Origin of the sequence: Thermatribacter velox (genome assembly GCF_038396615.1) — a bacterium.
Classification (GTDB): Bacteria; Atribacterota; Atribacteria; order Atribacterales; family Thermatribacteraceae; genus Thermatribacter; species Thermatribacter velox.
Genome location: NZ_CP121689.1, coordinates 750,818 through 776,717 on the forward strand (window position 1 = coordinate 750,818; position 25,900 = coordinate 776,717).

General features: G+C 43.5%; 25 protein-coding genes, 1 tRNA gene and 1 pseudogene. 14 read left to right on the forward strand and 13 right to left on the reverse strand.

Annotated elements, in window-relative coordinates:
• Positions 1-9: 9 nt before the first annotated feature.
• From QBE54_RS03735 to QBE54_RS03770, 8 genes are all read right to left on the reverse strand, one after another.
• Positions 10-84 (reverse strand) — tRNA-Ile (locus QBE54_RS03735).
• A gap of 19 nt (positions 85-103) precedes the next feature.
• Complete coding sequence (gene hisIE, locus QBE54_RS03740) at positions 104-826, reverse strand: bifunctional phosphoribosyl-AMP cyclohydrolase/phosphoribosyl-ATP diphosphatase HisIE (protein ID WP_369019012.1); 723 nt, start codon at positions 824-826, stop codon at positions 104-106.
• Complete coding sequence (gene hisF, locus QBE54_RS03745; RefSeq protein ID WP_369019013.1) at positions 826-1,605, reverse strand: imidazole glycerol phosphate synthase subunit HisF; 780 nt, start codon at positions 1,603-1,605, stop codon at positions 826-828. The genes hisIE and hisF overlap by 1 nt, the downstream gene beginning before the upstream one ends.
• Before the next feature lie 4 nt (positions 1,606-1,609).
• Complete coding sequence (gene hisA, locus QBE54_RS03750; protein ID WP_369019014.1) at positions 1,610-2,338, reverse strand: 1-(5-phosphoribosyl)-5-[(5-phosphoribosylamino)methylideneamino]imidazole-4-carboxamide isomerase; 729 nt, start codon at positions 2,336-2,338, stop codon at positions 1,610-1,612.
• Positions 2,335-2,943, reverse strand: coding sequence for an imidazole glycerol phosphate synthase subunit HisH (gene hisH / locus QBE54_RS03755; protein ID WP_369019015.1), 609 nt, complete (start codon positions 2,941-2,943; stop codon positions 2,335-2,337). Before hisH ends, hisA begins: the two co-directional genes overlap by 4 nt.
• A 14-nt stretch (positions 2,944-2,957) precedes the next feature.
• Positions 2,958-3,557, reverse strand: coding sequence for an imidazoleglycerol-phosphate dehydratase HisB (gene hisB, locus QBE54_RS03760; RefSeq protein ID WP_369019016.1), 600 nt, complete (start codon positions 3,555-3,557; stop codon positions 2,958-2,960).
• A gap of 16 nt (positions 3,558-3,573) precedes the next feature.
• Positions 3,574-4,653, reverse strand: coding sequence for a tetratricopeptide repeat protein (locus tag QBE54_RS03765; protein WP_369019017.1), 1,080 nt, complete (start codon positions 4,651-4,653; stop codon positions 3,574-3,576).
• A gap of 13 nt (positions 4,654-4,666) precedes the next feature.
• The gene (locus QBE54_RS03770; RefSeq protein WP_369019018.1) at positions 4,667-5,206 is read right to left on the reverse strand and encodes a hypothetical protein; all 540 of its coding nucleotides are present in this window, start codon (positions 5,204-5,206) and stop codon (positions 4,667-4,669) included.
• Between the two features lie 235 nt (positions 5,207-5,441).
• Between QBE54_RS03770 and QBE54_RS03775 the strand changes: the two genes are divergently transcribed.
• Positions 5,442-6,116, forward strand: a complete 675-nt coding sequence (locus tag QBE54_RS03775; protein ID WP_369019019.1) for a hypothetical protein — start codon at positions 5,442-5,444, stop codon at positions 6,114-6,116.
• Positions 6,117-6,131: 15 nt separating this feature from the next.
• On the opposite strand, the gene QBE54_RS03780 is transcribed toward QBE54_RS03775, so the two are convergent.
• Positions 6,132-6,938, reverse strand: coding sequence for an MBL fold metallo-hydrolase (locus tag QBE54_RS03780; RefSeq protein ID WP_369019020.1), 807 nt, complete (start codon positions 6,936-6,938; stop codon positions 6,132-6,134).
• Positions 6,939-7,085: 147 nt separating this feature from the next.
• Here QBE54_RS03780 and QBE54_RS03785 point away from each other — a divergent pair, with 147 nt between their 5' ends.
• Positions 7,086-7,616 (forward strand): nucleoside-triphosphatase, encoded by a 531-nt coding sequence (locus QBE54_RS03785; RefSeq protein WP_369019021.1) that lies wholly within the window; start codon positions 7,086-7,088, stop codon positions 7,614-7,616.
• Here the strand turns inward: QBE54_RS03785 and QBE54_RS03790 are convergent.
• Complete coding sequence (locus QBE54_RS03790) at positions 7,606-8,718, reverse strand: HD-GYP domain-containing protein (RefSeq protein ID WP_369019022.1); 1,113 nt, start codon at positions 8,716-8,718, stop codon at positions 7,606-7,608. The genes QBE54_RS03785 and QBE54_RS03790 overlap by 11 nt on opposite strands.
• A 515-nt stretch (positions 8,719-9,233) precedes the next feature.
• Between QBE54_RS03790 and QBE54_RS03795 the strand changes: the two genes are divergently transcribed.
• From QBE54_RS03795 to QBE54_RS03830, 8 genes and pseudogenes are all read left to right on the forward strand, one after another.
• Positions 9,234-10,481 carry a Glu/Leu/Phe/Val dehydrogenase gene (locus QBE54_RS03795; RefSeq protein WP_369019023.1) on the forward strand — a complete coding sequence of 416 codons (1,248 nt, stop codon included), beginning with the start codon at positions 9,234-9,236 and terminating at the stop codon, positions 10,479-10,481.
• Between the two features lie 260 nt (positions 10,482-10,741).
• Positions 10,742-11,995: pseudogene (locus QBE54_RS03800) on the forward strand (glutamine synthetase family protein).
• Between the two features lie 12 nt (positions 11,996-12,007).
• Positions 12,008-13,102 carry a glutamine amidotransferase family protein gene (locus QBE54_RS03805; RefSeq protein ID WP_369019024.1) on the forward strand — a complete coding sequence of 365 codons (1,095 nt, stop codon included), beginning with the start codon at positions 12,008-12,010 and terminating at the stop codon, positions 13,100-13,102.
• A complete protein-coding gene (locus tag QBE54_RS03810) occupies positions 13,077-14,597 on the forward strand; it encodes a glutamate synthase-related protein (protein ID WP_369019387.1) in 1,521 nt (506 codons plus the stop codon). The genes QBE54_RS03805 and QBE54_RS03810 overlap by 26 nt, the downstream gene beginning before the upstream one ends.
• A 1-nt stretch (position 14,598) precedes the next feature.
• Positions 14,599-15,027, forward strand: a complete 429-nt coding sequence (locus tag QBE54_RS03815) for a 4Fe-4S dicluster domain-containing protein (protein ID WP_369019025.1) — start codon at positions 14,599-14,601, stop codon at positions 15,025-15,027.
• Positions 15,020-16,309 (forward strand): NAD(P)/FAD-dependent oxidoreductase, encoded by a 1,290-nt coding sequence (locus QBE54_RS03820; protein ID WP_369019026.1) that lies wholly within the window; start codon positions 15,020-15,022, stop codon positions 16,307-16,309. The genes QBE54_RS03815 and QBE54_RS03820 overlap by 8 nt, the downstream gene beginning before the upstream one ends.
• Entirely contained in the window at positions 16,306-17,040 is a 735-nt protein-coding gene (locus QBE54_RS03825; RefSeq protein WP_369019027.1) for a hypothetical protein, read from the forward strand. Before QBE54_RS03820 ends, QBE54_RS03825 begins: the two co-directional genes overlap by 4 nt.
• 143 nt (positions 17,041-17,183) lie before the next feature.
• A complete protein-coding gene (locus tag QBE54_RS03830) occupies positions 17,184-18,401 on the forward strand; it encodes a 2,3-bisphosphoglycerate-independent phosphoglycerate mutase (RefSeq protein ID WP_369019028.1) in 1,218 nt (405 codons plus the stop codon).
• A gap of 3 nt (positions 18,402-18,404) precedes the next feature.
• Here QBE54_RS03830 and hydE read toward each other — a convergent pair whose 3' ends face one another.
• The 3 genes from hydE to nifS are packed head-to-tail and all read right to left on the reverse strand — an operon-like array spanning position 18,405 to position 21,014.
• Entirely contained in the window at positions 18,405-19,475 is a 1,071-nt protein-coding gene (gene hydE / locus QBE54_RS03835) for a [FeFe] hydrogenase H-cluster radical SAM maturase HydE (protein ID WP_369019029.1), read from the reverse strand.
• Positions 19,465-19,851 (reverse strand): Fe-S cluster assembly scaffold protein NifU, encoded by a 387-nt coding sequence (nifU, locus tag QBE54_RS03840; protein ID WP_369019030.1) that lies wholly within the window; start codon positions 19,849-19,851, stop codon positions 19,465-19,467. The genes hydE and nifU overlap by 11 nt, the downstream gene beginning before the upstream one ends.
• Positions 19,852-19,868: 17 nt before the next feature.
• On the reverse strand, positions 19,869-21,014 hold the full coding sequence (gene nifS / locus QBE54_RS03845) for a cysteine desulfurase NifS (protein WP_369019031.1): 1,146 nt from the start codon (positions 21,012-21,014) through the stop codon (positions 19,869-19,871).
• 273 nt (positions 21,015-21,287) lie between these two features.
• On the opposite strand from nifS, the gene QBE54_RS03850 reads away from it, so the two are divergent.
• The 4 genes from QBE54_RS03850 to QBE54_RS03865 all read left to right on the forward strand — a co-directional run bounded on the left by QBE54_RS03850 (position 21,288) and on the right by QBE54_RS03865 (position 25,835).
• Positions 21,288-22,460, forward strand: a complete 1,173-nt coding sequence (locus tag QBE54_RS03850; protein ID WP_369019032.1) for a transaldolase family protein — start codon at positions 21,288-21,290, stop codon at positions 22,458-22,460.
• Positions 22,461-22,488: 28 nt separating this feature from the next.
• Complete coding sequence (locus tag QBE54_RS03855; protein ID WP_369019033.1) at positions 22,489-23,307, forward strand: transketolase; 819 nt, start codon at positions 22,489-22,491, stop codon at positions 23,305-23,307.
• Positions 23,300-24,241 (forward strand): transketolase family protein, encoded by a 942-nt coding sequence (locus QBE54_RS03860; protein WP_369019034.1) that lies wholly within the window; start codon positions 23,300-23,302, stop codon positions 24,239-24,241. The genes QBE54_RS03855 and QBE54_RS03860 overlap by 8 nt, the downstream gene beginning before the upstream one ends.
• 142 nt (positions 24,242-24,383) lie before the next feature.
• Positions 24,384-25,835, forward strand: coding sequence for an ABC transporter substrate-binding protein (locus tag QBE54_RS03865; RefSeq protein ID WP_369019035.1), 1,452 nt, complete (start codon positions 24,384-24,386; stop codon positions 25,833-25,835).
• The last annotated feature ends 65 nt before the right edge of the window (positions 25,836-25,900 follow it).

A 25,900-nucleotide genomic window follows, 5' to 3' on the forward strand; every position in this document is an offset into this window, starting at 1 on the left:
CCTGAACCATGGTGGGTCCACCCGGATTCGAACCAGGGACCGACCGGTTATGAGCCGGCTGCTCTACCGCTGAGCTATGGACCCACGAGCATCATAAATATTATCACAGACTTTGTTTCTTATCAAGAGTTTCGGCATTGACACTGGCAACCTTTTTCTTATTCGACCTTCTTCTTTGAAGCTCTAAAAGTACATCATCCCATTCGATTTCTTCTTCACAGAGAAGAACCATAACATGATACAGGAGATCGGCTACTTCCCAACAAAGGTGCTTTTTGTTTTCCGCGGAATTCTGATTTTTTAGCGAGGCAAGAATGACTTCAGTAGTTTCTTCGGATACTTTGCGAAGAATTTTTTCCTTTCCTTCTTTAAAGAGTTTTGCTGTGTAGGAGTTGTCTGGTGCTTGCGTTTTTCTACTTTTGATTACCTCGAAAAGTTCAGAGAGAAAAGCGGACAGAGAATAAGGAGGTAGTTCCGAAGATGGGTTTCCAACTTTTTTCCAATCATTAATCGGACGGTGAAAGCATGATGGAAAACCCGTATGACAGGCTACTCCTTGCTGTTCCACCTGGATTAAGAGACAATCGTTATCACAGTCTACGTAAATGCCTCTGACGAACTGATAATGGCCACTGGTTTCTCCTTTGTTCCATAGTTTTTGACGGCTTCGACTGTAGAACCAGGTTTTTCCTGTTTCTAAGGTTTTTGAAAGAGCCTCCTGGTTCATGTAAGCCATCATTAAGACTTTACCGCTTTTTACGTCCTGGATAATGGCTGGAATAAGCCCTTTTTCGTCAAATTTGAGAAATTCGATCAATTCTTGCATTAATCTTCAATCCTCACCGGTATTCCGCGTTTTTGGAGAAATATCTTGGCTTCAGGGATGGTGAAGCGTCGAAAATGAAAAATCGAGGCTACCAATGCAGCATCGGCCTGACCTTCCCGCAGAACAGCCGAGAGGTGTTCCAGCTTTCCAGCGCCTCCTGAAGCAATAACTGGAATTTTGACTTTTTCAGAAATTTTGCGAGTAAGGCTTATGTCGTAGCCAGATTGCGTGCCATCGGTATCCATGCTGGTTAGCAGTATTTCCCCTGCTCCCAGTTTTTCTACTTGCGAAGCCCACATTAAAGCGTCTTTGCCAGTTGGAGTGCGGCCACCATTGATGAAGACCTCCCAGTAGCTTTTGCGAGTAATTCGGTCCCAGGTCCTTTTCACATCTATGGCTACCACCACACATTGGCTTCCAAACTTTTCTGCAAGTTCACTTATAAGTTCAGGCCGTAACACTGCCGCTGTGTTGATAGATATTTTATCTGCACCTGCTTTTAGCAAGTTACTAACATGCTCTACAGTGCTTATACCTCCTCCTACAGTAAAGGGGATAGTCAATACTTCGGCTACCTTTTCGGCCACGTGGACCATGGTTTCTCTTTTCTCGTATGATGCTGTGATGTCCAGGAAAACCAGCTCATCTGCTCCTTCTTCTTCATATCTTTTGGCAAGTTCTACTGGATCACCAACGTCTTTTATGTTTTCAAAGTGAACGCCTTTTACTACCCTTCCGTCTTTTACATCAAGGCAGGGAATTATCCTTTTGGCGAGCAATTTTTCATTCCCCCTGTATAATTTTTAACGCTTCGCTATATTTGATCTTACCGGTGTAAAGAGCCTTACCAAGAATTGCACCCTTTACCTGATGATCCATTGATTTCAGTATTCTTATATCTTCCAAAGAGGTTATTCCTCCAGCTATGAGAGGATGTACTCCACTTTCTTTCACAAACTTAGTAATAACTTCCTTCCGTATGCCTTTTAAGGTGCCGTCTCGAGTAATGTCAGTGAAAATGAAATTTTGAACACCTTTCCGTTTCAGTGCTTTGGCAATTAGAGAAGCACTTAGAGGAGCACTTTTTTGCCAGCCGTGAATGGCCAGACTTCCGTTATTGGTAACGTCAAGACTCACCACCAGTGTTTCTGGGTTTTCCTCAACCAGCTTTTCAAGCAGTTGAGGATCATCGTGTATTATGCTTCCCAAAACAATTCTTGAGGCACCTACTTCTAAATAAAATTTAAAGGTTTGGTAGTCTCTGATTCCTCCTCCCACCTGGACTGGGATTTGAACTTGTTTAATTATTTCAGCAATTATTTTCTTGTTTTTAGGTTGTCCCTCTTTTGCTCCTTCAAGATCTACTACGTGAAGTAGTGGAGCACCCTCTGCTTCCCACTGCTGAGCAATCTGGAGGGGAGAGTCGCTAAAAATCGTTTTCTGACTGTAATTTCCCTGTTTGAGGCGAACTACTTTCTCGTTTATGATATCGATGGCTGGTATTAAAATCACTTCAACATACACCTTACCCAGTTTTCGAGAAACTTCATGCCCCAGGTTGAACTTTTCTCAGGGTGAAATTGAACTCCCCATATGTTGTCCTGGTTAATAATCGCCGGAATAACCAGGTTGTAATTACATATTCCTATTATTGGCTGGTCGTCGGCTGGCAACACATAATAGGAGTGAGCAAAGTAAAAAAATCTACCCTGGGGAATATCTTCTGTAAGCTCTGTCTTTTTTTTGAAATATATGCGGTTCCACCCTATGTGGGGAATTTTATTGGTGGGGGGCAACTTGCGTACTTCCCCCTGGATTAGGGAGAGACCTTTTGCGTGAGGAGATTCCTGGCTTCTTTCAAAGAGAATTTGCATTCCCAGGCAAATCCCCAAGATAGGCTTACCTTCGTCTGCGTTTTTTAATATGACATCGATAAGCTCTTTCTTTTGCAGGTTTTCCATAGCTTCTCCAAAGGAACCAACTCCTGGTAAGACAATTGCACTCGCTTTTTCAACTGTTTCGGGTTCACAGGTGATTTGGGTTTCCTGTCCCAACCTGTTCAAGGCTTTGGAAACACTAAACAAGTTTCCGATACCGTAATCGATAATTGCTATCATGACTTACCTCTCTCCTATAGAATTCCTTTTGTTGAAGGTATTTCCTGTTTATTCGCTATTTTCGAAGCTTCTCCCAAAGCTTGTCCTAAAGACTTAAACAGAGCTTCCAAACAGTGATGCGCGTTTTTACCCCACCATATTTTAGCATGAACCGTGATTTTTGCATTATTAGTGAATGCTCTCAAGAATTCTTCTATCAGGGGTATTTCGAATTCTCCGACTCTTTCTCCCAAATTTGGTGTTTCCAGGTACAAAAAAGGTCTGCCACCCAAATCTACAACGCTCATCGCCAGAGCCTCGTCCATGGGAACCATCGAAAAAGCAAAACGTTTTATGCTCTTTTTTTCACCAAGGCATTTGAGAAATGCCTCTCCCAGAACAATCCCTGTATCTTCAACAGTATGGTGTTGGTCCACTTCAAGATCACCCTTGGCTTTTAAAACCAGGTCCCATCCGGCATAAAAAACCAGGGTTTTTAAGAGGTGAGGGAAGAAAGGAATTTCCATGTGAATTTCCGAGCTTCCGCTTCCTTCCAGATTCAGCTCAAGTTCAATATTGGTTTCCCGAGTTTCTCTTTTGTGGAATGTCTTTCTTTCCAGCTTAAGCCACCTCACTTTGTGATTTAGAAGTTTAAAAGTAGAAATTAATGCCTGACCACCATTGAGGAGCCTCTTTCTCTAATTCCTGGTTGGATAGAATGATGCCCTTCCATTCCCAGCCGTAATTTTCTTGGGCAATTAAAAGGTACAGTATGTTGTATTCTGAGTCGGGCCAGTTGCTGATTTGCATAGTATAAAAACCGTTGGTGGAAGCTGGTTTTTCTATCTCAATATTTTTTGCCACCTTCAGTTTTTCTTCAAAGTAGGGCTTCAGCGATTCAAACTCCATTACTTCAAATTCACTGAAAATTTGTCCTACCCAGAAATCTCCTTTTCGGGCAAGCTTTTCCAGACTTGAAACATTGCCTGATAAGAAAGCGGCTTCAATTTCTTTGTATAGAAGGGTAAGAGTTTTTCTGCTCCAGTTTGGTTCACTATTAAGATATTTTATTTTGAGTGTGGCTAATTTGCGGTAAAAAGGGTCTGTTGCTTGGCACAGTATTTCTTGGTAAATGGCAAGAGCCCTTTCTCTTGCCCCCAATTTTTCGTAACAATTTGCCATTTCGTTCATTATCGCAAGCTTCCTCTCGTTCTCAGGGAAGTGCGAAAGGATATTTTGATACACTCCCAGAGCCTCCTGGTAACGTTTCTGGACATGGTGAAGTATGTAAGCAAAGTCTTCCCAGGCCTGTTCCCTTATCCGGTAAGGATCAGGCAGGCCTTCGGGAAAGTTCAGAGCTATTTCTTTCAGCAGTGACAATGCTTGATCAAAATTGTGACTTTCTTCTTCGGTTTTTGCTATCCAGTAAAGAAAGAGATAGGACTGGTAGGCTTCAGGAAACTTTTCAATGTACATTTTTAATACTTCAACAGCCTTTTTGTCTTCTCCTTCTTGGAGGTACAGGTTGTAAAGTGTTTCCACTACCTGAGCTAACTCTTCTGGTTCTTCAACATTAAGCATTTTTTCCAGCATGTCGATAGCTTCCCGGGTACGCCCTTCTTCAAGCATGATTTGAGCCTGGTCCAGCAAATCAAGAGCTGAAGCAGACCATAAAAAGAACGCAGTGAGGAAGGGCACCGAAAGCCAGATGAGATGAATTAACTTTTTCAACGTTGGCCTCCTTTTAGTGGTAAGAAAAGAAAAGGTAGTCAACAAAGGAACTCATCACAAGGGCCACCTGTAAAGGTGTGGTGACTTTCCGATGGTCTAATTCCACTATGTCCATTGCAACAATCATTTTATCTCTTTTCATAAGTTCTCTAAAGAGGGCTTCAAGCTGGAGTTTAGTTTTTTCTAAACTCTGCTTCTTGAAAGAGGGGTATCTCGCAAAATGCGAGAGCCCGTAATCTATGTCCCAGGATAAGTAGTAGTATCCAGAGGGTAATTCGAAATTGATAGACGAATCTACCGAGACCAGAAATATTTCTTCTTCTTTTAGTATGTCATGTTTCAATAGGTGAATTAGGAAGTTTCCTTCGTGGATTTCGGGTCTTTCTTTTTTGGGGAGGTTGAACACATCAAAATGGACGTCGAGCAAAAGGAGTTTTAGTGGGAGGTCAGGAAATCTTTCCTTTATGGTTTGTATCGCCCCACCTGTGAAGGAGTGTTTTTCGGAAAGAAAAAGGAGACGCTTTTTAAAGAGGTCTCTTATCGTAAAGTTCATGCAAATTTGGCCTGCTTCAAAATCATCTATTTTTGCGGGTTGTTTGATTATTAGGGTACGTACTGGGGAGAGGAATTTGCTCAACCAAAGTGCAGTGCTCAGCAAGGCTTTTTTTTGTGTAAAGGTTGGCGAGACAACCATATAATAATTATGCATATCCCTTTATGAGAGAGACTTGCCAACATTTTTTTAAACGGGTATATTAAGTATATCACAACTTGATGGAGAAACAGACATGTTGAACTTTGATTTCTGGACGGAGACCAAAAGAAGTGCACGCTTTGTTGCCAAGAATCCTACTTTATGGATAGTTTCTTTGTTGCCGGCCCTGCCTTTTGTGGCGGCAAGTCTTGTCGCGGCAAGAGGTAGCGTGGGTTGGTGGTTTTTCGGATTATATCGCTTGGGACTTGGTTTTGGCCTGTTTTTGCTTGGCAGCGTGTTATCTATATTGGTGGCTGCTCTAATTATGATTGCTGCCTGGGATTATAGTTATCGTTCGATTGTCGATTTATGGAGAGCTTTCAGAATGATTGGTGATCGCTTTCTGGAAATTTTGATTACCGCTTTAATTATCAGTTTTGTGGTAGGCTTTTTCTCAGTGTTTTTTATTTTTCCGGGTCTTTTCTTTGCTTTTTTGCTGCTTTTTGTTTTACCAGAGGTAATTATTGATGGCCGAGATCCCTTTTCTGCTTTGCAGGCCAGTTTTCATTTGGTGCTCGAACACCTGGGTGAATGTTTCGCTTTTTTCGTGGGTTTATTATTTTTCGCTTTGGTTGGTTTGCTTTTGGGTTGGGTTTTTAGCTTTGTGCCTATAGCTGGAGTTATACTGGGAGTTTTAATCATTGCTGCTCTTTTGCCTTTCCTGACCACGCTTTTGACCCGTTTTTATCTTTCGCTAACCCGCTACTGAAAAGCACCTATGTAGTCATGTAGTGTGTTGCACAGAATTTTTGAAAATGCTTTCGAGGTCGAGTTGCATTCCATCTCGTGCTGCAACGACCTGGATACCAGTCTTCTGGCTTATTTCTTCTGCTATCTTCCAGGGTTTATTAAGGATTACCTGCATACCGAAGTGAGTGATAACGGCCATTTTGGGTTTAATGGCCTTAACAAGTTTTTCTACATCATCAGCATTGAGGTGCATTACTGCATTTGCGTTGTCTGGTTTAGTTCTTACCATGTTGATGATCAGTAGGTCGCTTTTTTGATATGCCTCCTGAAGTTTTGGATTGTATAGAGTATCTGTAATAAAAGAAACCGTAAGGTTATCCTTGAGGTAGAATTTAAATCCGTAAGTTTCTACCGGGTGCCAGTGCCGACAGGGGGTGGCAAAACGTAAGTTCCCGATGCTATATTCTTTTCCCTCTTCAAGTAGCACAATTTCCTGAAGCATGGGAGTCAAATAGCTAAAAAGCACTTTTTCTTCCTCGAGAGCGTCTTTGGGAAGGAAAACCATGCCTCTTTTCTTCGTGTTACCCTCGGTCATTGATTCGACCATGATATTCAGGTCGTTCGCATGGTCTATGTGACGGTGTGAAAGGAGTATTGCTGAAAGCTTCCATGGTTCAAGCTTAGGTTTACTGGTCAGGGCTTTGACCAACGCTCCTGGTCCAGGGTCTATAAAGAAAGCAAGCTTATCGTGCTGGAACCATATGCCACCCGAAGCCCGGATTTGCTTAGAAACCACTATTCTTGCTCCAGCAGTTCCCAGAAATTTTATGAAGGTTCCCATTTGCCAAAAAATTAACGGAATATTTGTAAAAAGTCAACTTTGGCTTTTTGCGTTCTGGTTTTCAAGAATTGCTTCATGAAGGGAGTTGGTGGAAAATACTAAGGAGGTGGTTTTCTAGTTGTGAAGCTAAAAGCGAGGGATAAAACTTTGAATAAGATCCTTGTTTTGGGAAAGCCGGGAAGTGGCAAAACTACTTTGGTAAAAAGGATTAGCAGTACTTTTCCAGGGGTCTTTACAGGTTTTTTTACTGAAGAGGTGAGAAGGGGTGGAAGAAGGATAGGCTTTTCTGTGGAGACGTTGGCCGGGGAAAAAGGAACTCTCGCTTCTCAGGATTTGTCTTCCCGGTTTTACGTGGGGCGCTACCGCGTTGATTTGGAAAGCTTTGAGCGCGTAGCCCTTCCTGTTCTTGAGAAAGCGCTAAAAGAAGGTAAGCCCTGCCTGGTCGATGAGGTGGGAAAGATGGAGCTTTTTTCTATCTCTTTTCGAGAGCTTATTCTTGCGCTCTGGGATTCTCCACAACTGGTTTTGGCAACTTCGCGTTTCCCAATCCTTACTTGGGTTGAGAAAAACTTGATTTTTGAGAAACAACCTCTGACAATCTACCTTTCAAAAGAGAACCGCGAACAGTGTTATTTGACTCTGAAGGAGCGGTTGAGACACTGGTTATTCAATCCTTGAGTCTGATTTTGCTTTTGGAGAGGAGTTCTTCGGTAATGGTTAAGGTAGTAATTCTGGCAAGATCCACTTCTTCAGCAAGCTGGGGTTTTCCTTGTTCATCTTCGACTTTTATTCGTACTTTTGGTCGGAAAGGCAAGACGGGGTTGAGCTCTGAAACTATTGCTTCTCTTCCATCAGAAAGCTTTACCAAATCTCCTACCTGATAGGGGGAGATGTGGCGTATAAATGTTTCCACCACTTCCATGTTTAACTTATAGCCCGCATTACCCATGAGATACTCCACGACTTCGCCAATAGGTAATCCTTTTCGATAGGGTCGGTCAGAAGTCAATGCTTCGTAAATGTCCGCTACGGTAGTTATTTGGGAAAGAAAGTCGGTTTCCTTGCTACCAAGACCAAGGGGGTAACCGCTCCCGTCTATTTTTTCATGGTGCTGGAGTGCAATTAGTTGTGACTTGCTGCTATTCAAGCTGGTTTGTTCTTCGAGAATCTTTTTGGCGTCAATGGGGTGCCTTTTAACTACTGAGAGTTCTTTTTCGTCGAGTTTTTTGGGTTTATGCAGTATCTCAACGGGTATTTTCAGCTTGCCCAGGTCATGTAACAGCGCTCCCAGACCTAAGATAAGGAGTTCCTGCCTGGAAAGATTTAAGAATTTACCGATGAAGAGCGATATGACGGCCACGTTAAGAGAGTGAGTAAAGGCGAAATCGTCATACTTTTTGAGCTGAATGATTGGTACAACCAATCCTGGGTTAAGCTCCACTGCCTGGATCAGGTTTTTGGTATCTTTTTCGAGCGCGTCCAGACTTACTGTTTTACCCTGAGCCAGGTCTTCAAGGGTACTCTGGAGATCTTCAAGTGTTTCTTGTTTGAGTTGCAGAGGAACATCTTCTTTGGCGACCACAGACTCTTCTTCCATGACTTCCGCAATTACGAAGGAACGATTCAACTCATACAGAGATTGCAAAACTGATCTGGTTAACCGGCTTCCAGCTTTGACGAGGACTCTTCCCTTCTGATCAATAATGGAATAGGGAAGCACCGAGTTTTCTTCGAGGTCTTTTAGGGGCACCAGGATTTTGCGAATTCGCTTTTTTGCCATGGTTTTAGTTTCGGGTGCAGTCTCCTTTTTAGTACTTAGTTTTATTAATTTTAACGTAACTTTGTGTTTTTTGTTCCTTCTTTTTGATGACTCGGGATTTTTGCAAAGTAAGAAATCAGAGTTTGTGGTGTCATTCCAAATTGGGGCTTGAACGGGTTGTGGTTTTGCAAGGGGACTCACAACTTTTTGGGGTCAGAGGTTGTTTAATGGTTGGATTTATGTTAGAATTCTCCCGACACCAAAGGTGGTGTTTTGGGAACAAAGGCGTTCCCCACAATAGTTGGGGAACGCCTTTTGTTTTATAAGACACTCGATGAAGGAGGTTGACAAAGATAACCTACAGTAAACTTAATGCTTCGATCTCCTGTTTGACAGTAACTTAGTAGGCAAATTGAGCGATAGGATCTTAGGGACGGGAGACGGACTCTTCTTGAAGCTCTAAAACTTAAAAGGAGTTTTTGTCTTTGTTTAACTTTATGTCATAAACCATAAATTATTCGTAGGAGGTAAGGAAAATGACAAAGCTTAACCCATTTGAAATTGCACAAAAGCAATTGGATAAATGCGCAGAGATTCTAAAGTTAGATTCTAACGCACATGCGTTGCTTCGAGTTCCAATGCGAGAGCTTCACGTATCACTGCCGGTTCGTATGGATGATGGTTCTATCAAAGTATTTCAAGGATTCAGGGTGCAGTACAATGATGCAAAAGGGCCAACAAAGGGAGGAATTCGATTTCATCCTGATGAAACAATCGATACTGTGCGGGCATTGGCGGCTTGGATGACATGGAAGTGTGCCCTCTTGGACTTGCCTCTGGGAGGAGCAAAAGGTGGAGTTATTTGTAATCCAAAGGAGATGTCTCAGGGCGAATTAGAACGCTTAAGTCGTGCATATATACGAGCGATATATCAGTTCGTCGGTCCAGATAAAGACGTTCCAGCGCCTGATGTTTATACCAATCCTCAAATAATGGCCTGGATGATGGATGAGTATTCAAAAATTGCAGGCAAGAATCAGTTTGGCGTTATCACTGGTAAGCCACTCAGTCTTGGGGGTTCTGCTGGACGTAATGATGCAACAGCACGGGGAGGAATCTATGCAATCCGTGAAGCTGCCAGAGAATGTGGTGTAGACCTTGAGAAGGCTACGGTTGCCATACAAGGTTATGGAAATGCAGGATATTATGCAGCATGTTTGGCAAAATCTCTTTTAGGTTGCAAAATAGTTGCTGTTAGTGATAGCAAAGGGGGCATATTCGCGAAGGAAGGACTTGACCCAGATGCAGTTAATGAACATAAAGCTAAAACAGGGTCGGTGATTAATTTCCCAAATACTAAGGCCATTTCTAATGAAGATCTTTTGGAGCTTGAAGTGGATATACTTATTCCTGCAGCGTTAGAAAATGTTATTACAGATAAGAACGCTCCGAACATTAAAGCTAAGATTGTCGCTGAATTGGCGAATGGGCCAACTACACCAGAAGCGGATGAAATTCTGTATAAAAATGGTGTTCACGTGATACCTGATTTCTTGTGCAACGCTGGCGGAGTAACAGTTTCATATTTTGAGATGGTGCAAAACTTTTATATGTACTACTGGGACGAAAAGGAAGTCCACGAACGTTTAGAGAAGAAAATGACTCTCGCTTATCATTCAGTACTAAATGCATCCAAAAAATACAACATAAATATGCGGCAGGCTGCTTATGTTGTGGCTGTTGAACGTGTGGTTGAAGCAATGAAACTTCGTGGTTGGTTATAGAATTGTTTTTTCACGGCGTGGAGATAAAAACGACAGATTCATCTTAAAAATATTTAAAGTAAGGGGATATTTGGGTTGGCTTAGGTCGAGATCGAAAAGGAAAATAGAGAAAATTTTAAAAGTCAATTTAAGTTGTTCCTCATTAGTCCGTTAGGTAAGACAACCCAATAGTGGACTGCCATAGAAAAACAAAAAGGCGTTTTACTTCAAAAACGGAGTAAAACGCCTTTTTGTTTGTTGAGAGGCAGGTAAAATCCAAGGTGTCGTGCAACTTTAAAACTAAGGAAGAGGTTTGGGAATTTTGCAAGGAAAACCGGGTGAAGTTTATAAGATTGTGGTTTACAGACGTTTTGGGTAATCTAAAGAGCTTCGCTATACCTATCGAGGAGCTGGAAAATGCCCTAAATGAAGGAATGGGGTTTGATGGCTCCTCGATTAAAGGCTTTGCCCGCATTGATGAAAGTGACATGATAGCCATGCCAGGCCTTTCAACTTTTCAGCTTTTGCCCTGAAGGTTCCTTAAGAAGAACTTGCAGGAGCTTGCCAGAAAGGGTTTTGTCTTTTATGTGGGTCCAGAGCTGGAGTTTTTCTATTTCAAAAGTGAAAAAGAGCCTATTCCCCTGGATAAGGGTGGGTATTTTGATTTGACTACCCTTGATGCTGCTTCCGATTTGCGAAGGGATACCATAAGAACTCTTGAAGAAATGGGGATCAGGGTAGAATACAGCCATCACGAGGTAGCTCCTTCGCAGCATGAAATCGACTTGCGTTATGCTGACGCTTTGACCATGGCAGACCAGGTTATGACCTATCGTATTGTTGTCAAGGAAATTGCTCAATTGTATGGGGTATACGCTACTTTTATGCCCAAACCCTTGTTTGGAGAGAACGGTTCCGGTATGCACACCCATCAATCGCTTTTTAAAGATGGTAAAAATGCCTTCTTTGATGCTCAAGATCCTTATTTTTTGTCGGATATCGCCAAAAAGTACATTGCCGGCATTTTGCGTCATGCTAAAGAAATTGCTTTGGTTACCAACCAATGGGTTAATTCCTACAAACGATTGGTACCCGGGTATGAAGCTCCTGTTTATATTTGTTGGGCCAGACGTAACCGTTCTGCCTTGGTACGAGTGCCCATGTATAAACCAGGGAGAGAACAGGCCACTCGTATTGAGGTAAGAAATCCGGACCCTGCCTGTAATCCTTATCTTGCTTTTTCGGCAATGCTTGCTGCAGGTATGGCGGGAATTGAAGGTAACTATGAACTTCCAGAGCCCATTGAGCGTGACGTGTATCATATGACACCCGAAGAAAGGAAAGCCCTGGGAATCGACTCTTTACCCGGCAATCTGAAAGAAGCAATTGACTATGCTTCAGAAAGCGAGTTGCTTAGAAAGGCGCTTGGAGAGCATGTTTTTAATTATCTCATTCAGAGCAAAATCATAGAATGGGACGAATATCGAACCATTGTTCATCCCTACGAAATTGAAAAGTACTTGCCAATCCTTTAGGGGGTTCTTTCTATGAAAGAGGTTTGTCGGGTTCCTTCTGGTTGTGCAGTAGTAGGAATCCTGAATCGGGATGGAAAATTGATTGATGGAGAAGCAATCATAAAATCTATTGCAGTAATGCATGAACGTTCCAATGGATTGGGTGGGGGATTTGCCGCTTACGGTATTTATCCCCAGTATGCAGAACTTTACGCTTTTCATGTTCTTTATGACAACCGGAACCGCAGGGGGGATGTGGAAAACCTCCTGCGGGAGGTTTTTGTTATAGAACATCAGGAATCTATACCCTTACGAGAAATAAAAGAAATAACTGATTATCCTTATTTTGAGCGCTATTTTTTACGCTTTCGGGGCAATTCTTCTTCTGAAGAAGACGAAGTGGTTAAAGTAGTCATGAAGATCAACGCCGGTATAGACGGCGCTTATGTAATTTCCAGTGGCAAAAACATGGGCATTTTTAAAGGTGTGGGTTATCCCGAGGATGTTGGACGACTTTTCCGGCTTGAAGAGTACAAGGGGTATTGCTGGATTGCCCATGGTCGCTTTCCCACCAATAGCGTAGGCTGGTGGGGTGGCGCTCATCCCTTTGGCTTACTTTCCTGGTCGGTAGTTCATAATGGAGAAATCTCTTCATACGGCATCAATCGTCGCTATCTGCAAAATTTTGGTTATTATTGTAATCTCCAGACGGATACCGAGGTCATAGCTTACCTGGTGGATCTTTTTGTAAGAAAACAGGGTGTTCCAATGTCGTACCTTGGTGCCATTTTTGCTAGTCCCTTCTGGGTGCAGATAGAACGCATGGAAGAACCTCAGAAAAGCTTTTATCGCGCTATGAGAATCAATTTTGGTGGGGCTCTTTTGAACGGTCCTTTCAGCATTATCGTGGGTTTTGATGGGGGAATGTTTGGGATGGTGGACCGAATCAAGCTACGCCCCATGGTTGCTGCTTGGAAGGGTGCTACTTTTTATCTTTCCAGCGAAGAGTGTGCTATCAGGGAAATCCAGCCTGATCTGGATCTGGTGGTACCCTTGCGAGCTGGAGAGGTTATTCTTGGTAAGGTGGGTGAAGAATCGTTATATGGCCAAAAGCTTGCTGTTTCCTGAATTTAAGGTCGTTCGTGATAGCTCAAGGTGCATTGACTGTCAGGTATGTGTACGCCAGTGTGCTAACGATGTGCATCTTTTTGATGAGGAAGAAGAAAAGGTTTTTAGTGAAGAAGAAAAATGCGTTGGTTGCCAGAGATGTGTAACTTTGTGCCCCACCAATGCATTGCAGGTAGTAAGAAGAGAAGAGGGTTTTCGCCAGAACGCCAACTGGAGTACTGCCCATTTGAGGAATCTCTATAAACAAGCTGAAACAGGTGGAGTTTTGCTCACAGGCATGGGTTGTGACCAGCCCTACAAGATTTACTGGGATCACCTGCTCCTCAATGCCAGTCAGGTTACCAACCCCTCCATAGATCCTCTGCGAGAACCCATAGAGATCAAAACGTTTTTAGGTAAAAAGGAGGACTATCTCGACGTTGACTGGAGTCTTGACCAGCCAATCCTGAAGACGAAGCTTGCTCCACAACTGGAGCTTGAGGTTCCAGTTCTTTTTTCAGCCATGTCCTATGGTTCAATTAGCTATAATGCTTTTCGTTCGCTGGTTGAAGCAGCTTGGGAAGCTGGTACTTACTGTAACAGTGGTGAAGGTGGTCTACACCCTGATTTTTATCCTTTTGGAGACCACATTATAGTTCAGGTGGCTTCAGGGCGCTTTGGAGTCCACAGGGATTACTTGAGAGTTGCCAAAGCCGTGGAAATCAAAATAGGCCAGGGAGCCAAACCCGGTATAGGGGGACATCTTCCCGGAGAGAAAGTTACTGAACAGATATCCCGGACTCGCAAAATCCCTGTAGGTAGTGATGCTATTTCCCCTGCACCGCACCATGATATTTATTCTATAGAAGACCTGCAAAGGCTGATTTTTGCTATTAAAGAAGCTACGAATTATGAAAAACCTGTGTTTGTGAAAATAGCTGCCGTGCACAATGTGGCTGCTATTGCTTCTGGTATTGTACGCGCTGGGGCTGATGTGGTGGCTATTGATGGTATTCGGGGTGGTACAGGAGCAGCTCCTCAGGTGATAAGGGATAACGTGGGGATTCCTATAGAACTTGCTTTGGCTCAGGTAGATGAGAGATTGCGTGTAGAAGGCATTCGCCAGAGAGCCTCAGTGGTTATTGCGGGAGGGATAAGATCCAGTGCTGATGTGATTAAGGCTATTGCTCTGGGAGCAGACGCTGTTTACATTGGTACCGCTGCTCTGGTAGCTATGGGTTGCCATCTTTGCCAAAAGTGTTACACCGGGAAATGTAACTGGGGAATAGCCACCCAGGATCCCTATCTGACCAAGCGTTTGAATCCCAATATAGGCAAGCGCAGGTTGGTTAATTTGTTGCGTGCCTGGGCTTTTGAAATTAAGGAAATGTTGGGTGGCATGGGTATAAACGCTATAGAAAGTCTACGGGGCAACCGAGAACATCTTCGGGCGGTAGGACTTACTCGGGAAGAAATGAAAATATTAGGAGTGAAACCTGCTGGTGAGGGATGGTAAGGTGAAGAAAATTCACATTCATGAAGAGTACTGCATTGGTTGTCGCATATGTGAAATTATGTGTCTGGTGAAGCATTCTCGGAGTGGCAAAATAATAAAGGCTTTTAAAGAAGAACCTCGGCCTTTACCCCGAGTAAGGGTTGAAGAAAAAGAGTATATTTCCTTTGCCCTCCAGTGCAGGCACTGTGAAGAAGCGCGGTGCATAGAGAACTGTATGACTGGTGCCATGTATCGCGATGAGGAAGGCGTTGTGCGTTGCGATGAGGAAAAGTGTGTAGGTTGTTGGATGTGTATTATGAGCTGTCCTTTTGGGGCAGTGACAAGAGAAAAAGGAGAAAAAAAAGTTGCCAGTAAATGTGACCTCTGTGCTGGAGAAAAATTGCCAGTTTGTGTGGCAAATTGTCCTAATGAGGCGTTGACTTATGAGTAAGGGAGACTTGAGAACGAAATATCTTTTAGTAGGTTTTTCGGTAGCATCCTGGTGGGCTGCTAAGGCGATTCTGGATTTAGAAAAAGACGCTGAGATTGTGGCTTTGAGTGAAGAAAAAGAGTGCTACTCAAGGCCTCTGATTACCTACGCTCTTGGTTCAAAGAGTGAAGGGGTTGCCTATCATGGCCAGGTACTGAAAGAAGTACTAAATTCTGTTGCTGTTCTTTGGGATACCAGAGCAGTGAAATTGTGGCCAGAACAGAAGAAAGTAGAACTCTCGGATGGGAGAAATGTAAGTTTCGATAAGGCGTTTATCGGAGTAGGGGGTGTTCCCATTCTTCCGCCTATCCCCGGGATAGACCTTCCGGGAGTTTTTACCTTCACCAGAAAGAAAGACATGGAACTTTTGCGTTCCTATCTCAAAGAATTTGGTTTGAAAAAGGTGCTGGTTCTGGGAGGAGGTTTCATCGGTTTAAAGACTTGTGAGGCACTCCTGGAAATGGGTCTTGAGTTGACTCTGGTGGAACTTGCGCCTCGCTTACTTTCTAACATGCTTGATGAAGAGGGCTCTTCTTATCTTGAAGAGGCGCTCAGAAATGCTGGATTGAAGGTTATTAAAGAAAATACTGTTTCTGAGTTCAGAGCAGTGCGTAATCGTCTTGGGGAAGTTGTTTTGCAGAGTGGAGAAAGGTTATCTGAAGAAGTAGCAATCGTTGCCATTGGAGTAAGACCTAACGTTGATTGGTTGTCTGGTTCAGGGGTTGAAATTGATAGGGGAATTGTGGTTGATGAATTTCAGATGACTTCTCGAGAAGATGTTTATGCAGGTGGAGATTGTGCCCAGACTAAGAATGCTCTTACAGGAGAGTATGGTGTAGTGGCAATATGGCCAGAGGCAGTTGCTCAGAGCAGGGTCGCAGGTTCCAACATGGCGGGCAAGCAGGTTCGTTACCCGGGTAGCATCCCCATGAATTCTCTGGAATTTGGTGGGATGGCCCTGGTCTCGGCAGGTCTGGTAAATCCCAGGGATGCTAGAGGATTTGAAGTCCTGGTTCGTAAAGAGAAGGGTATTTATAAGAAAATAGTTCTCAAAGATGATCGTGTGGTAGGAATAGTTTTGGTAGGCGATATTGAAAAAGCCGGTCTTTTTGTGTATATGATGCGCGAGCAAATTCCAGTAACTGATTTTAAGGATCAGCTTCTTGCAGAAAACTTTGGTCTGGTAAGCTTACCCAAGAATTACCGCAAACACATGGTTGAAGGGGCAGGGATTGAAGTATGAAGGTTATAGACTGTAAAGGAAAACATTATCGTGAAGTTAACGCACTGATAGAGAAGCTCTGGACCGATGGTATACGCAAATTGAAGTTGATTAACGTGAATGGGCAACGCTACATTGGCCGGGGACTTTCTGGGGAGGGTGAAATAGAAATAGTTGGTGTTCCCGGTGATGACCTGGGTGTGTTCATGGATGGAGCTATCCTGAAGGTTAAGGGTAACGCCCAGGATGGAGTGGGTAACACCATGAATGCTGGCAAAATTATCATAGAGGGAGACGCTCGAGATATTCTCGGTTATGGTATGAGAGGCGGAAAAGTATGGATTCGAGGTAATGTAGGTTACCGAGTGGGAATACACATGAAGTCATATCTCGATGACTTCCCGGTTATTGTTGTAGGAGGACGAACGGGAGATTTTTTAGGAGAGTATATGGCTGGCGGTTTGATAGTTGTGCTGGGTATGGGAGAAAACGACACTTCTCCGGTAGGAGAGTTTGTGGCTTCCGGTATGCATGGAGGTAAGATTTTTGTTCGCGGTAAAATTGAAAAATCGCAGGTTGGTCCTGGCATTGCTTTTTCTGAGGCGACCAATGAGGATTTGGAGTTTATAGAGCCTTATATCCAGGAGTTTGCCAGTGACCTGGGCATTGATTTGCCGGACCTCTCAAAAGAGACCTTTTTCAAAATTTTTCCTTTGACGACCAGACCCTACGGAAAGCTGTACGCTTATTAATTCGCTAATAAACAAAATTTTGGGACGGTTTCTGCTTTGAAAAGGCTGTTCTATGCAGCCTTTTTCTTTTTGGAGTGTATGTGTGGTAATATAAATCTGTTCTACACGCTTACTCATTGGTGGGAAAGAAAGGAGTGAATCCTGTGCCAGATGTTCTTGAGAATTTGAAGGATCTTTTTAAAAAGGGCAAAAGCAAAATGGTACTTTTGGTAGCTGATGGTTTAGGCGGAATTCCGCACCCCGATTTTGACTTTAAAACAGAGCTTGAAGCAGCCCATACTCCTAACTTGGACCGGTTGGCTCAGCGTAGCGTGCTGGGGCTTATGTATCCGGTGAATTACGGTATCACTCCTGGTAGTGGCCCAGGTCACATTGGCCTTTTTGGTTACAATCCCGAGGAATTGATTATTGGCAGGGGAGTTCTCGAGGCTCTTGGCGTTGGCATGGCTCTTGGTCCAAATGATGTGGCAGCACGAGCCAACTTTGCCACTCGTGATGAGCAGGGCTTAATAATTGATCGTCGCGCGGGCCGCATTCCAACAGAGGAATGTGTGCGCCTGGTTAACCTTCTAAGCGAAAACATTGGTGAAATTGAAGGGGTCCAGATTTTGCTTAAGCCAGGCAAAGAACATCGTTTCGTAATGGTGCTGAGAGGAGAGGGACTGGGTGACAGGATTAAAGACACTGACCCTCAGAAAGAAGGACTTGCTCCTTATGCTCCAGAAGCTTTGGATGAAGCTTCACAAAAAACATCCAGAGTGATAAAGCAGTTTTTGGAAAAGGCTCAGAAACTGCTTTCTACCGAAAAGAAAGCCAATGCTATTCTTTTGCGAGGTTTTTCTAAACCTCCTGTGCTTGAAAAGTTTCCTGAACGTTATGGCGTGCGTTCCCTGGCTATTGCTATTTATCCCATGTATAAAGGTATTGCCAGGCTTTTTGGATTTGACACTCCGGAGTTAGAAGGAACCTTTGAAAATGAAGTTGAATATCTGGAAAAGGCCTGGAATGATTATGATTTCTTCTTTGTGCACTACAAAGACACCGATAAAGCTGGTGAAGATGGTAATTTCAAGCGAAAAGTGGAATGTATAGAGTATTTCGACCAGTTTATACCGCGTATTTTGGAGCTTAAACCTGATGTTCTGGTCATCACAGGTGATCACTCTACGCCCTCTTTGCTGGGGAGTCATTCCTGGCATCCCTCTCCGGTGCTTCTTTTCTCTCCCCATGCAGGGTGTGATGAAGCTTCGCGCTTTACAGAAAGAGAGTGTAGAAAAGGTTACCTTGGCCATTTTCCTGCTCGAGCCTTAATGAGCTTAATACTTGCAAATGGCCTGCGACTTGGAAAATACGGAGCCTGAATTTTAAGAGTGAACCCGGCTACGGTTTTTGAGGCTGTGGCCGGGGTTGGTAGCTACTTTCCGACCCATTTTTTCGACCATTTTCTTCATGCAGGGAATACAAGCTCCCCAGTTTTCCTGTATGCAAATTTTCCCGGGATAGATTTCGTAGCTTGAACGGTAAGCAAGCGGTGTCAGGTTGGGCATCAATACGTTCGCTCCACAGCGGAGAGCCAATTCCCTACCTCCAGCAACCAGGGTTCCCAAAGCAGTAGTGGCTGGAATGTGGGCATTCTTGGTCAGAATTCGAGTTAGAGCAACGGTTTTCAAAGTTAATTTGAGTTTTAGCTGGGTGTCTGTATGGTGCTGGCCAAGCGGTGTTGAAGGATGGGGTATGAAGGGGCCAATACCTATCATGTCAAAGTCCATTTTTTGGAACATTTTGATATCGTGCGCTAAGTGTTTAGTCGTTTGCCAGGGAAGACCAACTATGTTTCCGCTTCCAGTTTGAAAACCTATTTCCATGAGTTTTTGTTGGCAGCGAAGGCGCTGGTCAAAATCGTCATCGGGATGCAACTTGCTGAATAATTCTCGGTCAAAGGTTTCCTGTTTCAAAAGAAACCGATCAGCCCCTGCTTCCCTCCATATTATGTATTCTTCCTCTTCCCGCTCCCCTACGCTCAGGGTTACGGCAACGCCGAGCTTTTTGATTTTCCAGATGAGTTCAGCAAGGGTTTTTGCATCGTAATGGAGGTCTTCACCAGACTGGAGTACTATGGTTTGAATACCCAGACGGTGAGCCCTTTCAGCTACTGAAAATATTTCCTCAGGTGACATGCGAAATCTTTTGAGGGTTTTATTGTCTTTACGCAGTCCACAGTAGAGACAATTTTTGCGGCAAAAGTTGGAGAACTCTATCAAGCCTCTTAAATGGACTTCGTCTCCCACATACTTCTTGCGTTTCTGGTCAGCGAGTTGAAAAAGTTCCTTTTCCAGTTCTGGATCCTGGGCATCCAGAATTTCTGCTATTTCTTCCTCTTCCAGGTCTTCTATAGCTGATAATTTTTCAAGAAGGTTTTTCCATTTACTCAGCATTTTTTGAGGCTTCCTTTCTCTGGAGGTAGTCTTCGATGGCTTTTTTAATGGCTTCCTCAGCAAGTACCGAGCAGTGGATCTTGTTTTTGGGTAATCCATCCAGGGCTTCCACTACGACTCTGTTGGTTACTTTTAAAGCTTCCTGAAGGGTTTTCCCCTTAATCAATTCGGTTGCGATGGAAGAAGTGGCAATAGCAGCACCACAGCCGAAAGTTTCAAATTTGGCGTCTTTGATGATTCCGTCCTCTATTTTGAGATAGATGGTCATTACGTCACCACAAATGGGATTTCCAACCTGTCCTACCCCATCTGCATTTTCAATCCTGCCCACATTGCGCGGATTGCGAAAATGGTCCATAACTTTTTCGCTGTACATTTTACTCAACCTCTTTTTCAAATTTTAAAGGGAGAAAAGCTCCTTAACCTTTCCACTATTTTAGGAAACACTTCAAGCACGGTTTTAATTTCCTCTTTGGTGGTATATTTTCCAAGGCTAAATCGCAAAGAACCGTGAGCTTCTTCAGGTGGTATTCCGCAAGCTAAAAGAACATGTGAAGGTTCCAGAGAGCCAGAAGTACAGGCTGAACCACTGGATGCACATATTCCTTCCAGGTCGAGGCTCAGGAGCATGGATTCGCCTTCCACATATTTTACAAGAACCAGCGAGGTGTTATGAATACGCGCCGCATTTTCAGAAACGATTTTGATTTCTGGTATGCGCTCTTTGATGCCCTTTTCCAGCGTGTTTCTAAGTGCTTCTATTTTAGAAATTTCTTCTTGCATCTCTTTACGAGCAATAGCTGCAGCTTCCCCCAATCCTACTATGCCGGGGACGTTTTCGGTGCCTCCTCTTAACCCTCGTTCCTGATGTCCACCTATAATTTGCGGAGCCAGCTTGATTCCTCTTTCTATGTACAGAAATCCCACTCCCTTGGGACCATAAAATTTATGGGCCGAGGCGGAAGCGAGATTTACTCCTATTTTTTTAAGGTCGACAGGGATTTTGCCTATGCTCTGCACGCAATCAGCGTGAAAAGGTATTTCATACTCTTTACTGATTTTAGCAATTTCTTTGATAGGTTGGATGGCGCCGGTTTCGTTATTAACATGCATTATGGAAATTAAGGTGGTATCTTTGTTTATGGCTTTGCGTACATCTTCAGGGTCAACCACTCCCTGATGGTTCACCGGTAAAAAAGTGACCTGGAAACCTTCTTTTTGTAACGCTTTGCACACTCTCAGTACTGCTGGATGTTCTATAGAAGAAGTGATAATGTGCCCTTTCTTTTTTTTGTAAGCAATTCCCTTGATAGCCAGATTGTTGGCTTCAGTTCCCCCGGAAGTAAAGACAATTTCTTCTGGCTGAGCATTGATTAGTTCGGCAATTTTTTTTCGGGACTCTTCAATAGCCTTTCTAACGGTTTGTCCAGGAGTGTGAAGAGAAGAGGGGTTAGCAAATTGTGCTTCCAGATAGGGTAGCATTGCTTCTTTAACCCTGGGATCACAGGGGGTAGTTGCATTGTAATCAAGGTAAATCATGGGAAATCCCCCTTAAGATTTTAATTCTACTAAAACTATAGAAATAGTAATTGAGAACATTGTATATCGCCCTTTGTCTTTAGTCAAGAAAAAGCTCTGTTTCAGGGCAACACAGTGGTGAATGCGATTTTAGTGAGTTTTGAATTCCTGGACAAGAATGCGTGAAATTTAGTTTTGTCGTGAATTTTTTCTCTTGACCTGTTAAAAAAGATCTTCTAAAATGTTTAAGAAATTTAACATGATAAATTTTTCACTTAAGGAGGCAAAATTATCATGTCTTCTTTAAAGACCCAGGAAATACGTCCTCAGGTGCTGGAGCTACTCAAAAAGAACAACCCCGATCTGGAAATATGGTGGGATGCACACCCTGGTTTTTACCGCAAATTCCTCTCTAACCTTGCTGAAAATGGAGCTAACGAGGAAACCATTGCTCACCTTCATAGATGGATGTCCCATAATGAGGCTGGCACTTTCTTTTTTGATGGTGTGACCACCAATCCCCCCCTAACTCTTAAGTTCCTCCAGAGTTTCCCTGGCGTGGTTTCCTATCTCAAAGAAAAAAGCGAGCAGGCAAAGATAAACACTGGTGAACAGTTTTCCTGGTTTGATCTTTACTGGATGACAGGAAAACTCGGTGTGGATAAGTTTCTCTCTAATTTCTACCGTAGGAGTAGAAAATATGGTTTTGTTTGTGTACAGGTGGACCCTCGCTATAGTAAAGATGAAGAAATAATGAAGCTCCAAGCACTTCAGCTCTCTAAAATAGGCCCCAATGTGATGATCAAAATTCCTGCCACCAAAGCGGGTTTGAAAGTGATTGAGTTTTTGACCGAACTGGGTATTCCTACCAATGCCACTTCTTGCTTCTGCACTCCTCAGGTGTACCAGGTTGCTCAGGCGGTTAAGCGGGGATATCAGAGAGGTTTACTGCGAGGGGTAGATTATAGTGGCTGGAGATCAGTGATCACCATGATGAGTGGAAGGTGGGAAGAATCTCCAGAGCTTTTTGAAGAAGCAAAGAGTAAGGAAATCGAGCTTTCTGAACTTGATTTACGCTGGTTTGGTATTCGCATGGTCCAAAGAGCAGTAGAGGAAGTAGAAAAGCTACAGAGTCCTACCAAGGTACTCGTTTGCTCAACCAGAAAAGGTCCCGGCGAAGATTATCTGCACCTGAAAGCACTTTCTCGCTTACCAATTGTAATCACCATGAATCCTGACGCCATTACCTGGGGAATAACGCTTCTTGATGGGGAGGCGGTGGAAGATTTTGTGCTGGAAATGCCTGATGAGGTTGCAAGTAAACTTGAAAAGCTGGAGTTTGTGCGCAGAACCTGGGATGCTCAAGGCTTTTCTATGGATGAAATAGAAGCTTCAGGTGCTCAGATTAACAATCTCCGTTCTTTTTCGGATGCCATGAGCAAAATTGAAGAAATCTTTACTAAGTAGTTTTGAGCTTGTTGTTAGAAGGATCATGATGCAAAAAGAAGAGCTGGAAAAATTTGCTTCTCGTGTACGCAAGCGGATCGTTCAGGCTACCTGTAGGGCAGGGGTGAGCCACATTGGTGGTTCACTTTCAATAGTAGAAATACTTACTTGTCTTTACAATGGTGTCCTGAATGTTAGCGACGAAAATCTTCGCTCAAGGGAAAGAGACCAGTTTGTCCTTTCTAAGGGTCATGCAGCTTTGGCTCTTTATTCGGTCCTTGCCGAAAAGGGTTTTTTGACCGAATCTCTTTTTGAAGAGTATTGTTGCCAAGAAGAAACTCTTCTGGGTATTCATCCTGAGCTTGGAGTGCCGGGTATTGATGCAGCTACCGGTTCTCTGGGTCATGGTTTGGGCATCGGGATTGGTCTGGCGCTGGCTATGAAGATGAAGGGGTTAAGCCATAAAGTGTGGGTTCTTGCTGGTGATGGAGAATTTAACGAAGGGACTAACTGGGAATGCCTTCCCGTTGCCCTTCGCTACCAGCTTGGCAACCTGGTGCTCATAATAGACCGCAATTATCTGCAACTTTCCGGGTTTACTGAAGAATTGCATCCTTTAGATCCCCTTGCTGAGAAGCTAAAAGCCTTCGGTTGGTTGGTAGAAACGGTAGATGGTCATGATCTTGAATCATTGTGGAATCTCTTCTTGAGGGCAAAAAGTTGTAGAGGAGATAAACCCTTAGCTGTGGTGGCAAAAACTGTGAAAGGTAAGGGAATTGGTGAACTCGAAAGTAGAGTTGGATCTCATTACTGTAGTGTGCCGGAAAGTGCGGTAAAGGAATATCTGGAGGGTTCTTTTAGTGAATAGAAGAGAAGCTTTTCAGGATGCCTTACTTGAGCTTATAGAGTTCGACAAAAAAGAAGTAGTTTGTGTTTCGGTAGACTCGGCTTCTCGCTTTAAAAAAGTTAGAAATCGCTATCCCGAAAGGCTTATAGAATGTGGAATTTGTGAGCAAACGGGAATGAGTGTTTGTGCTGGACTCGCTTTGCAGGGTATGATACCTGTGATTTCTGGATATGCCACCTTTTTAACCATGCGTGCTTTTGAGCAAATTCGTACCGACATTTGCAAGTGGTCACTTAACGTGAAAATATGTGGCACCGATACTGGCTTTTCTCCTCAATATGCAGGTTTTACCCATCAGGCCTTAGAAGACATCGCCATTCTTTCTTCTCTCGATAACATCGTGATTGCTGAGGCCTGTGATTATGAAGATGCATTTTTGATGAGTAAATATCTTTTTGGGGAGTGGGAAGGGCCTGTTTACCTTAGATTCGGAGCTCGTGGTGAGGAATGGAGTTTCGAGGGTAAGCATCGACCGGTTGAAGTGGGGTGTTTGGAATTTCTCTCCGAAGGAGAATTCAATAAATCTGATGTGACCATTATCGCTCTGGGTCAGCTGGTAAAGGTGGGGTTAGAAGTTGCTGAGATTCTGAAGGGTGAGGGATATGAGGTTTTTGTTTTTAATGCTCGCTTTGTGAAACCTCTTGCTGGAGAAATGATTGGAAAGATTGCCAGCAACTCTAAGTTAGTGGTTAGTATTGAAGAACATTCCCTGATTGGGGGCTTGGGAGATAATTTGTTGAGAACTTTTCATAGGTTGGGGGTTGCACCCTCTAAGCTTTTGAAGTTTGGTATATCCAGTAACTTTGGTACTGCGGGAAAGAGAGAGTATTTATTGAAGAGAAACGGCCTTTACGCTGAAAACATAGCGAAGCAGGTTTTAGCTTCGCTGTGTTAGATAGGATAGATTAATTGATAAAAGGAGGTGTTGCCAAGAGTGTAAAGAGCTTGTGCTGTTTTGGCTTTTGTAGAAGATTGTGCGGTAGTGTTTTGAAGTGGTAGTGGTGTAAAAAATTTTGTAGGAAAGGAGTGGTTCAGTAATGAAAAAATTGTACGTTGCTATTTTGTGTGTGTTTTTGGTTTTGAGCTTTGCTTTGGTTGCTTTTGCGCAAGACAGCAAGTTCGGTTTGAAAGACATTCCAGAAATTAAGAACAAAAAAGCTATAAACATGATGGTGGAGACCGGTGCAGCATGGGATAAGGTTATAGAGTACATTAAAGAGTTTGAAAAAGTTACCGGTGTAAAGGTAAACATTGAACGTGTTGCTTCTCCGGTGGTTTATTCCAAAGAGAACGTCGAGCTTATGGCGGGAACCGGTTACTATGATGTTGTATACGTCGAGACTTCCTGGACCGATGAATGGTCGGATTACCTTTATCCTCTGGAAGACCTGGCGGAAAAATATGATCCGCGCGGTGTGGAAGGCCTGAAAGAAGATATCGAGAACATTTCGCCGGTGCTTCTCATCTGCGGTCAGAGCCGCGAAGGGAAGCAGATGGTATTGCCTTTCTACACTTATCACATGGGAATGTTCATTCGCCAAGATGTTTATGATGATCCCACCGAACAAGCAGCTTTTAAAGCAAAATATGGATATGAGCTGAAACCACCCACAACTTATGAAGAGCTTTACGACCAGGCAGAATTCTTTACCAGAAAGAAAGGTGACACCCTTAAGGGAGAGACCCTCGATCATGACCTCTACGGAGTGGCTCTAATGGCAGGAGCTTACCAGATAAACGATGAGATAACCTGCTGGCTCTGGGGTAAAGGCGGAGACTATGCTACTGTAGTAAGAGATGAACAGGGCAATCTCAAGGAATTTGTTATAACTAAAGAAGATAAGGCAAAACTTAAAGAATCTATGGAACAGTATCAGTCTCTTCTTAAATTTGCTCCCGCTGGTTGTCTTACTGCCAACTTTGACTTTGCCTGTGCGCAACAGGGAGAAGGATATGCTGTTATTCAGCCACATCAGTTTGCCAGTCTCTTTACCTGGACTGCGGACCTTTTGAAAGAACACGTTCCTGGTGGTAGACTGGGTATCTATCCCACTATTGGTGGTCAGCCTTATACCGGTGCCTGGTCGGTTGGTGTTGCTAAGGCGAGCAAAAACCCCGAAGCTGCTTACTGGTTGGTGAGATATATAGCTGCTTACGATACTCAGAAAGTGCTCATGAAAGAAGGTGGCCAGTTCAGCGCCAGAATGGACCTTTTGCTGGATCCTGAATGGCATACTCCTGAAAACAGCTATCCGCTGGGTATGGTCTGCCAGTACCTGGTTGATATCTGGAAAGAGCAAGCCAAGTATACTGCAGATTACTGGTATTTTAACGCCAAAGCAGGTGGCAAGGTTTACGAGATGCAGATGAACGTTTTCCATAAGCCAATGTCTGGAGAAGTTAGTATTGACGATGCTATTGCTGAAGCTGTTGCCAAGACTATTGAATTAACCACCAAATTTGATGATGTACCTATTCGAGAAGAATAGATAGCTGAGGGTTAGCCGGGGTGTTCGTCTTATCTGGACACCCCGGCATCTGATTAGTGGGGAGG

What these genes read in the sequence shown, in the direction of transcription:
- hisIE (WP_369019012.1), bottom strand. Translation starts at nt 826, where the DNA reads ATGCAAGAATTGATCGAATTTCTCAAATTTGACGAAAAAGGGCTTATT.
- hisH (WP_369019015.1), bottom strand. Translation starts at nt 2,943, where the DNA reads ATGATAGCAATTATCGATTACGGTATCGGAAACTTGTTTAGTGTTTCC.
- QBE54_RS03770 (WP_369019018.1), bottom strand. Translation starts at nt 5,206, where the DNA reads ATGAACTTTACGATAAGAGACCTCTTTAAAAAGCGTCTCCTTTTTCTT.
- QBE54_RS03775 (WP_369019019.1), top strand. Translation starts at nt 5,442, where the DNA reads ATGTTGAACTTTGATTTCTGGACGGAGACCAAAAGAAGTGCACGCTTT.
- QBE54_RS03780 (WP_369019020.1), bottom strand. Translation starts at nt 6,938, where the DNA reads ATGGGAACCTTCATAAAATTTCTGGGAACTGCTGGAGCAAGAATAGTG.
- QBE54_RS03790 (WP_369019022.1), bottom strand. Translation starts at nt 8,718, where the DNA reads ATGGCAAAAAAGCGAATTCGCAAAATCCTGGTGCCCCTAAAAGACCTC.
- QBE54_RS03795 (WP_369019023.1), top strand. Translation starts at nt 9,234, where the DNA reads ATGACAAAGCTTAACCCATTTGAAATTGCACAAAAGCAATTGGATAAA.
- QBE54_RS03805 (WP_369019024.1), top strand. Translation starts at nt 12,008, where the DNA reads ATGAAAGAGGTTTGTCGGGTTCCTTCTGGTTGTGCAGTAGTAGGAATC.
- QBE54_RS03810 (WP_369019387.1), top strand. Translation starts at nt 13,077, where the DNA reads ATGGCCAAAAGCTTGCTGTTTCCTGAATTTAAGGTCGTTCGTGATAGC.
- QBE54_RS03820 (WP_369019026.1), top strand. Translation starts at nt 15,020, where the DNA reads ATGAGTAAGGGAGACTTGAGAACGAAATATCTTTTAGTAGGTTTTTCG.
- QBE54_RS03825 (WP_369019027.1), top strand. Translation starts at nt 16,306, where the DNA reads ATGAAGGTTATAGACTGTAAAGGAAAACATTATCGTGAAGTTAACGCA.
- hydE (WP_369019029.1), bottom strand. Translation starts at nt 19,475, where the DNA reads ATGCTGAGTAAATGGAAAAACCTTCTTGAAAAATTATCAGCTATAGAA.
- nifU (WP_369019030.1), bottom strand. Translation starts at nt 19,851, where the DNA reads ATGTACAGCGAAAAAGTTATGGACCATTTTCGCAATCCGCGCAATGTG.
- nifS (WP_369019031.1), bottom strand. Translation starts at nt 21,014, where the DNA reads ATGATTTACCTTGATTACAATGCAACTACCCCCTGTGATCCCAGGGTT.
- QBE54_RS03850 (WP_369019032.1), top strand. Translation starts at nt 21,288, where the DNA reads ATGTCTTCTTTAAAGACCCAGGAAATACGTCCTCAGGTGCTGGAGCTA.
- QBE54_RS03855 (WP_369019033.1), top strand. Translation starts at nt 22,489, where the DNA reads ATGCAAAAAGAAGAGCTGGAAAAATTTGCTTCTCGTGTACGCAAGCGG.
- QBE54_RS03865 (WP_369019035.1), top strand. Translation starts at nt 24,384, where the DNA reads ATGAAAAAATTGTACGTTGCTATTTTGTGTGTGTTTTTGGTTTTGAGC.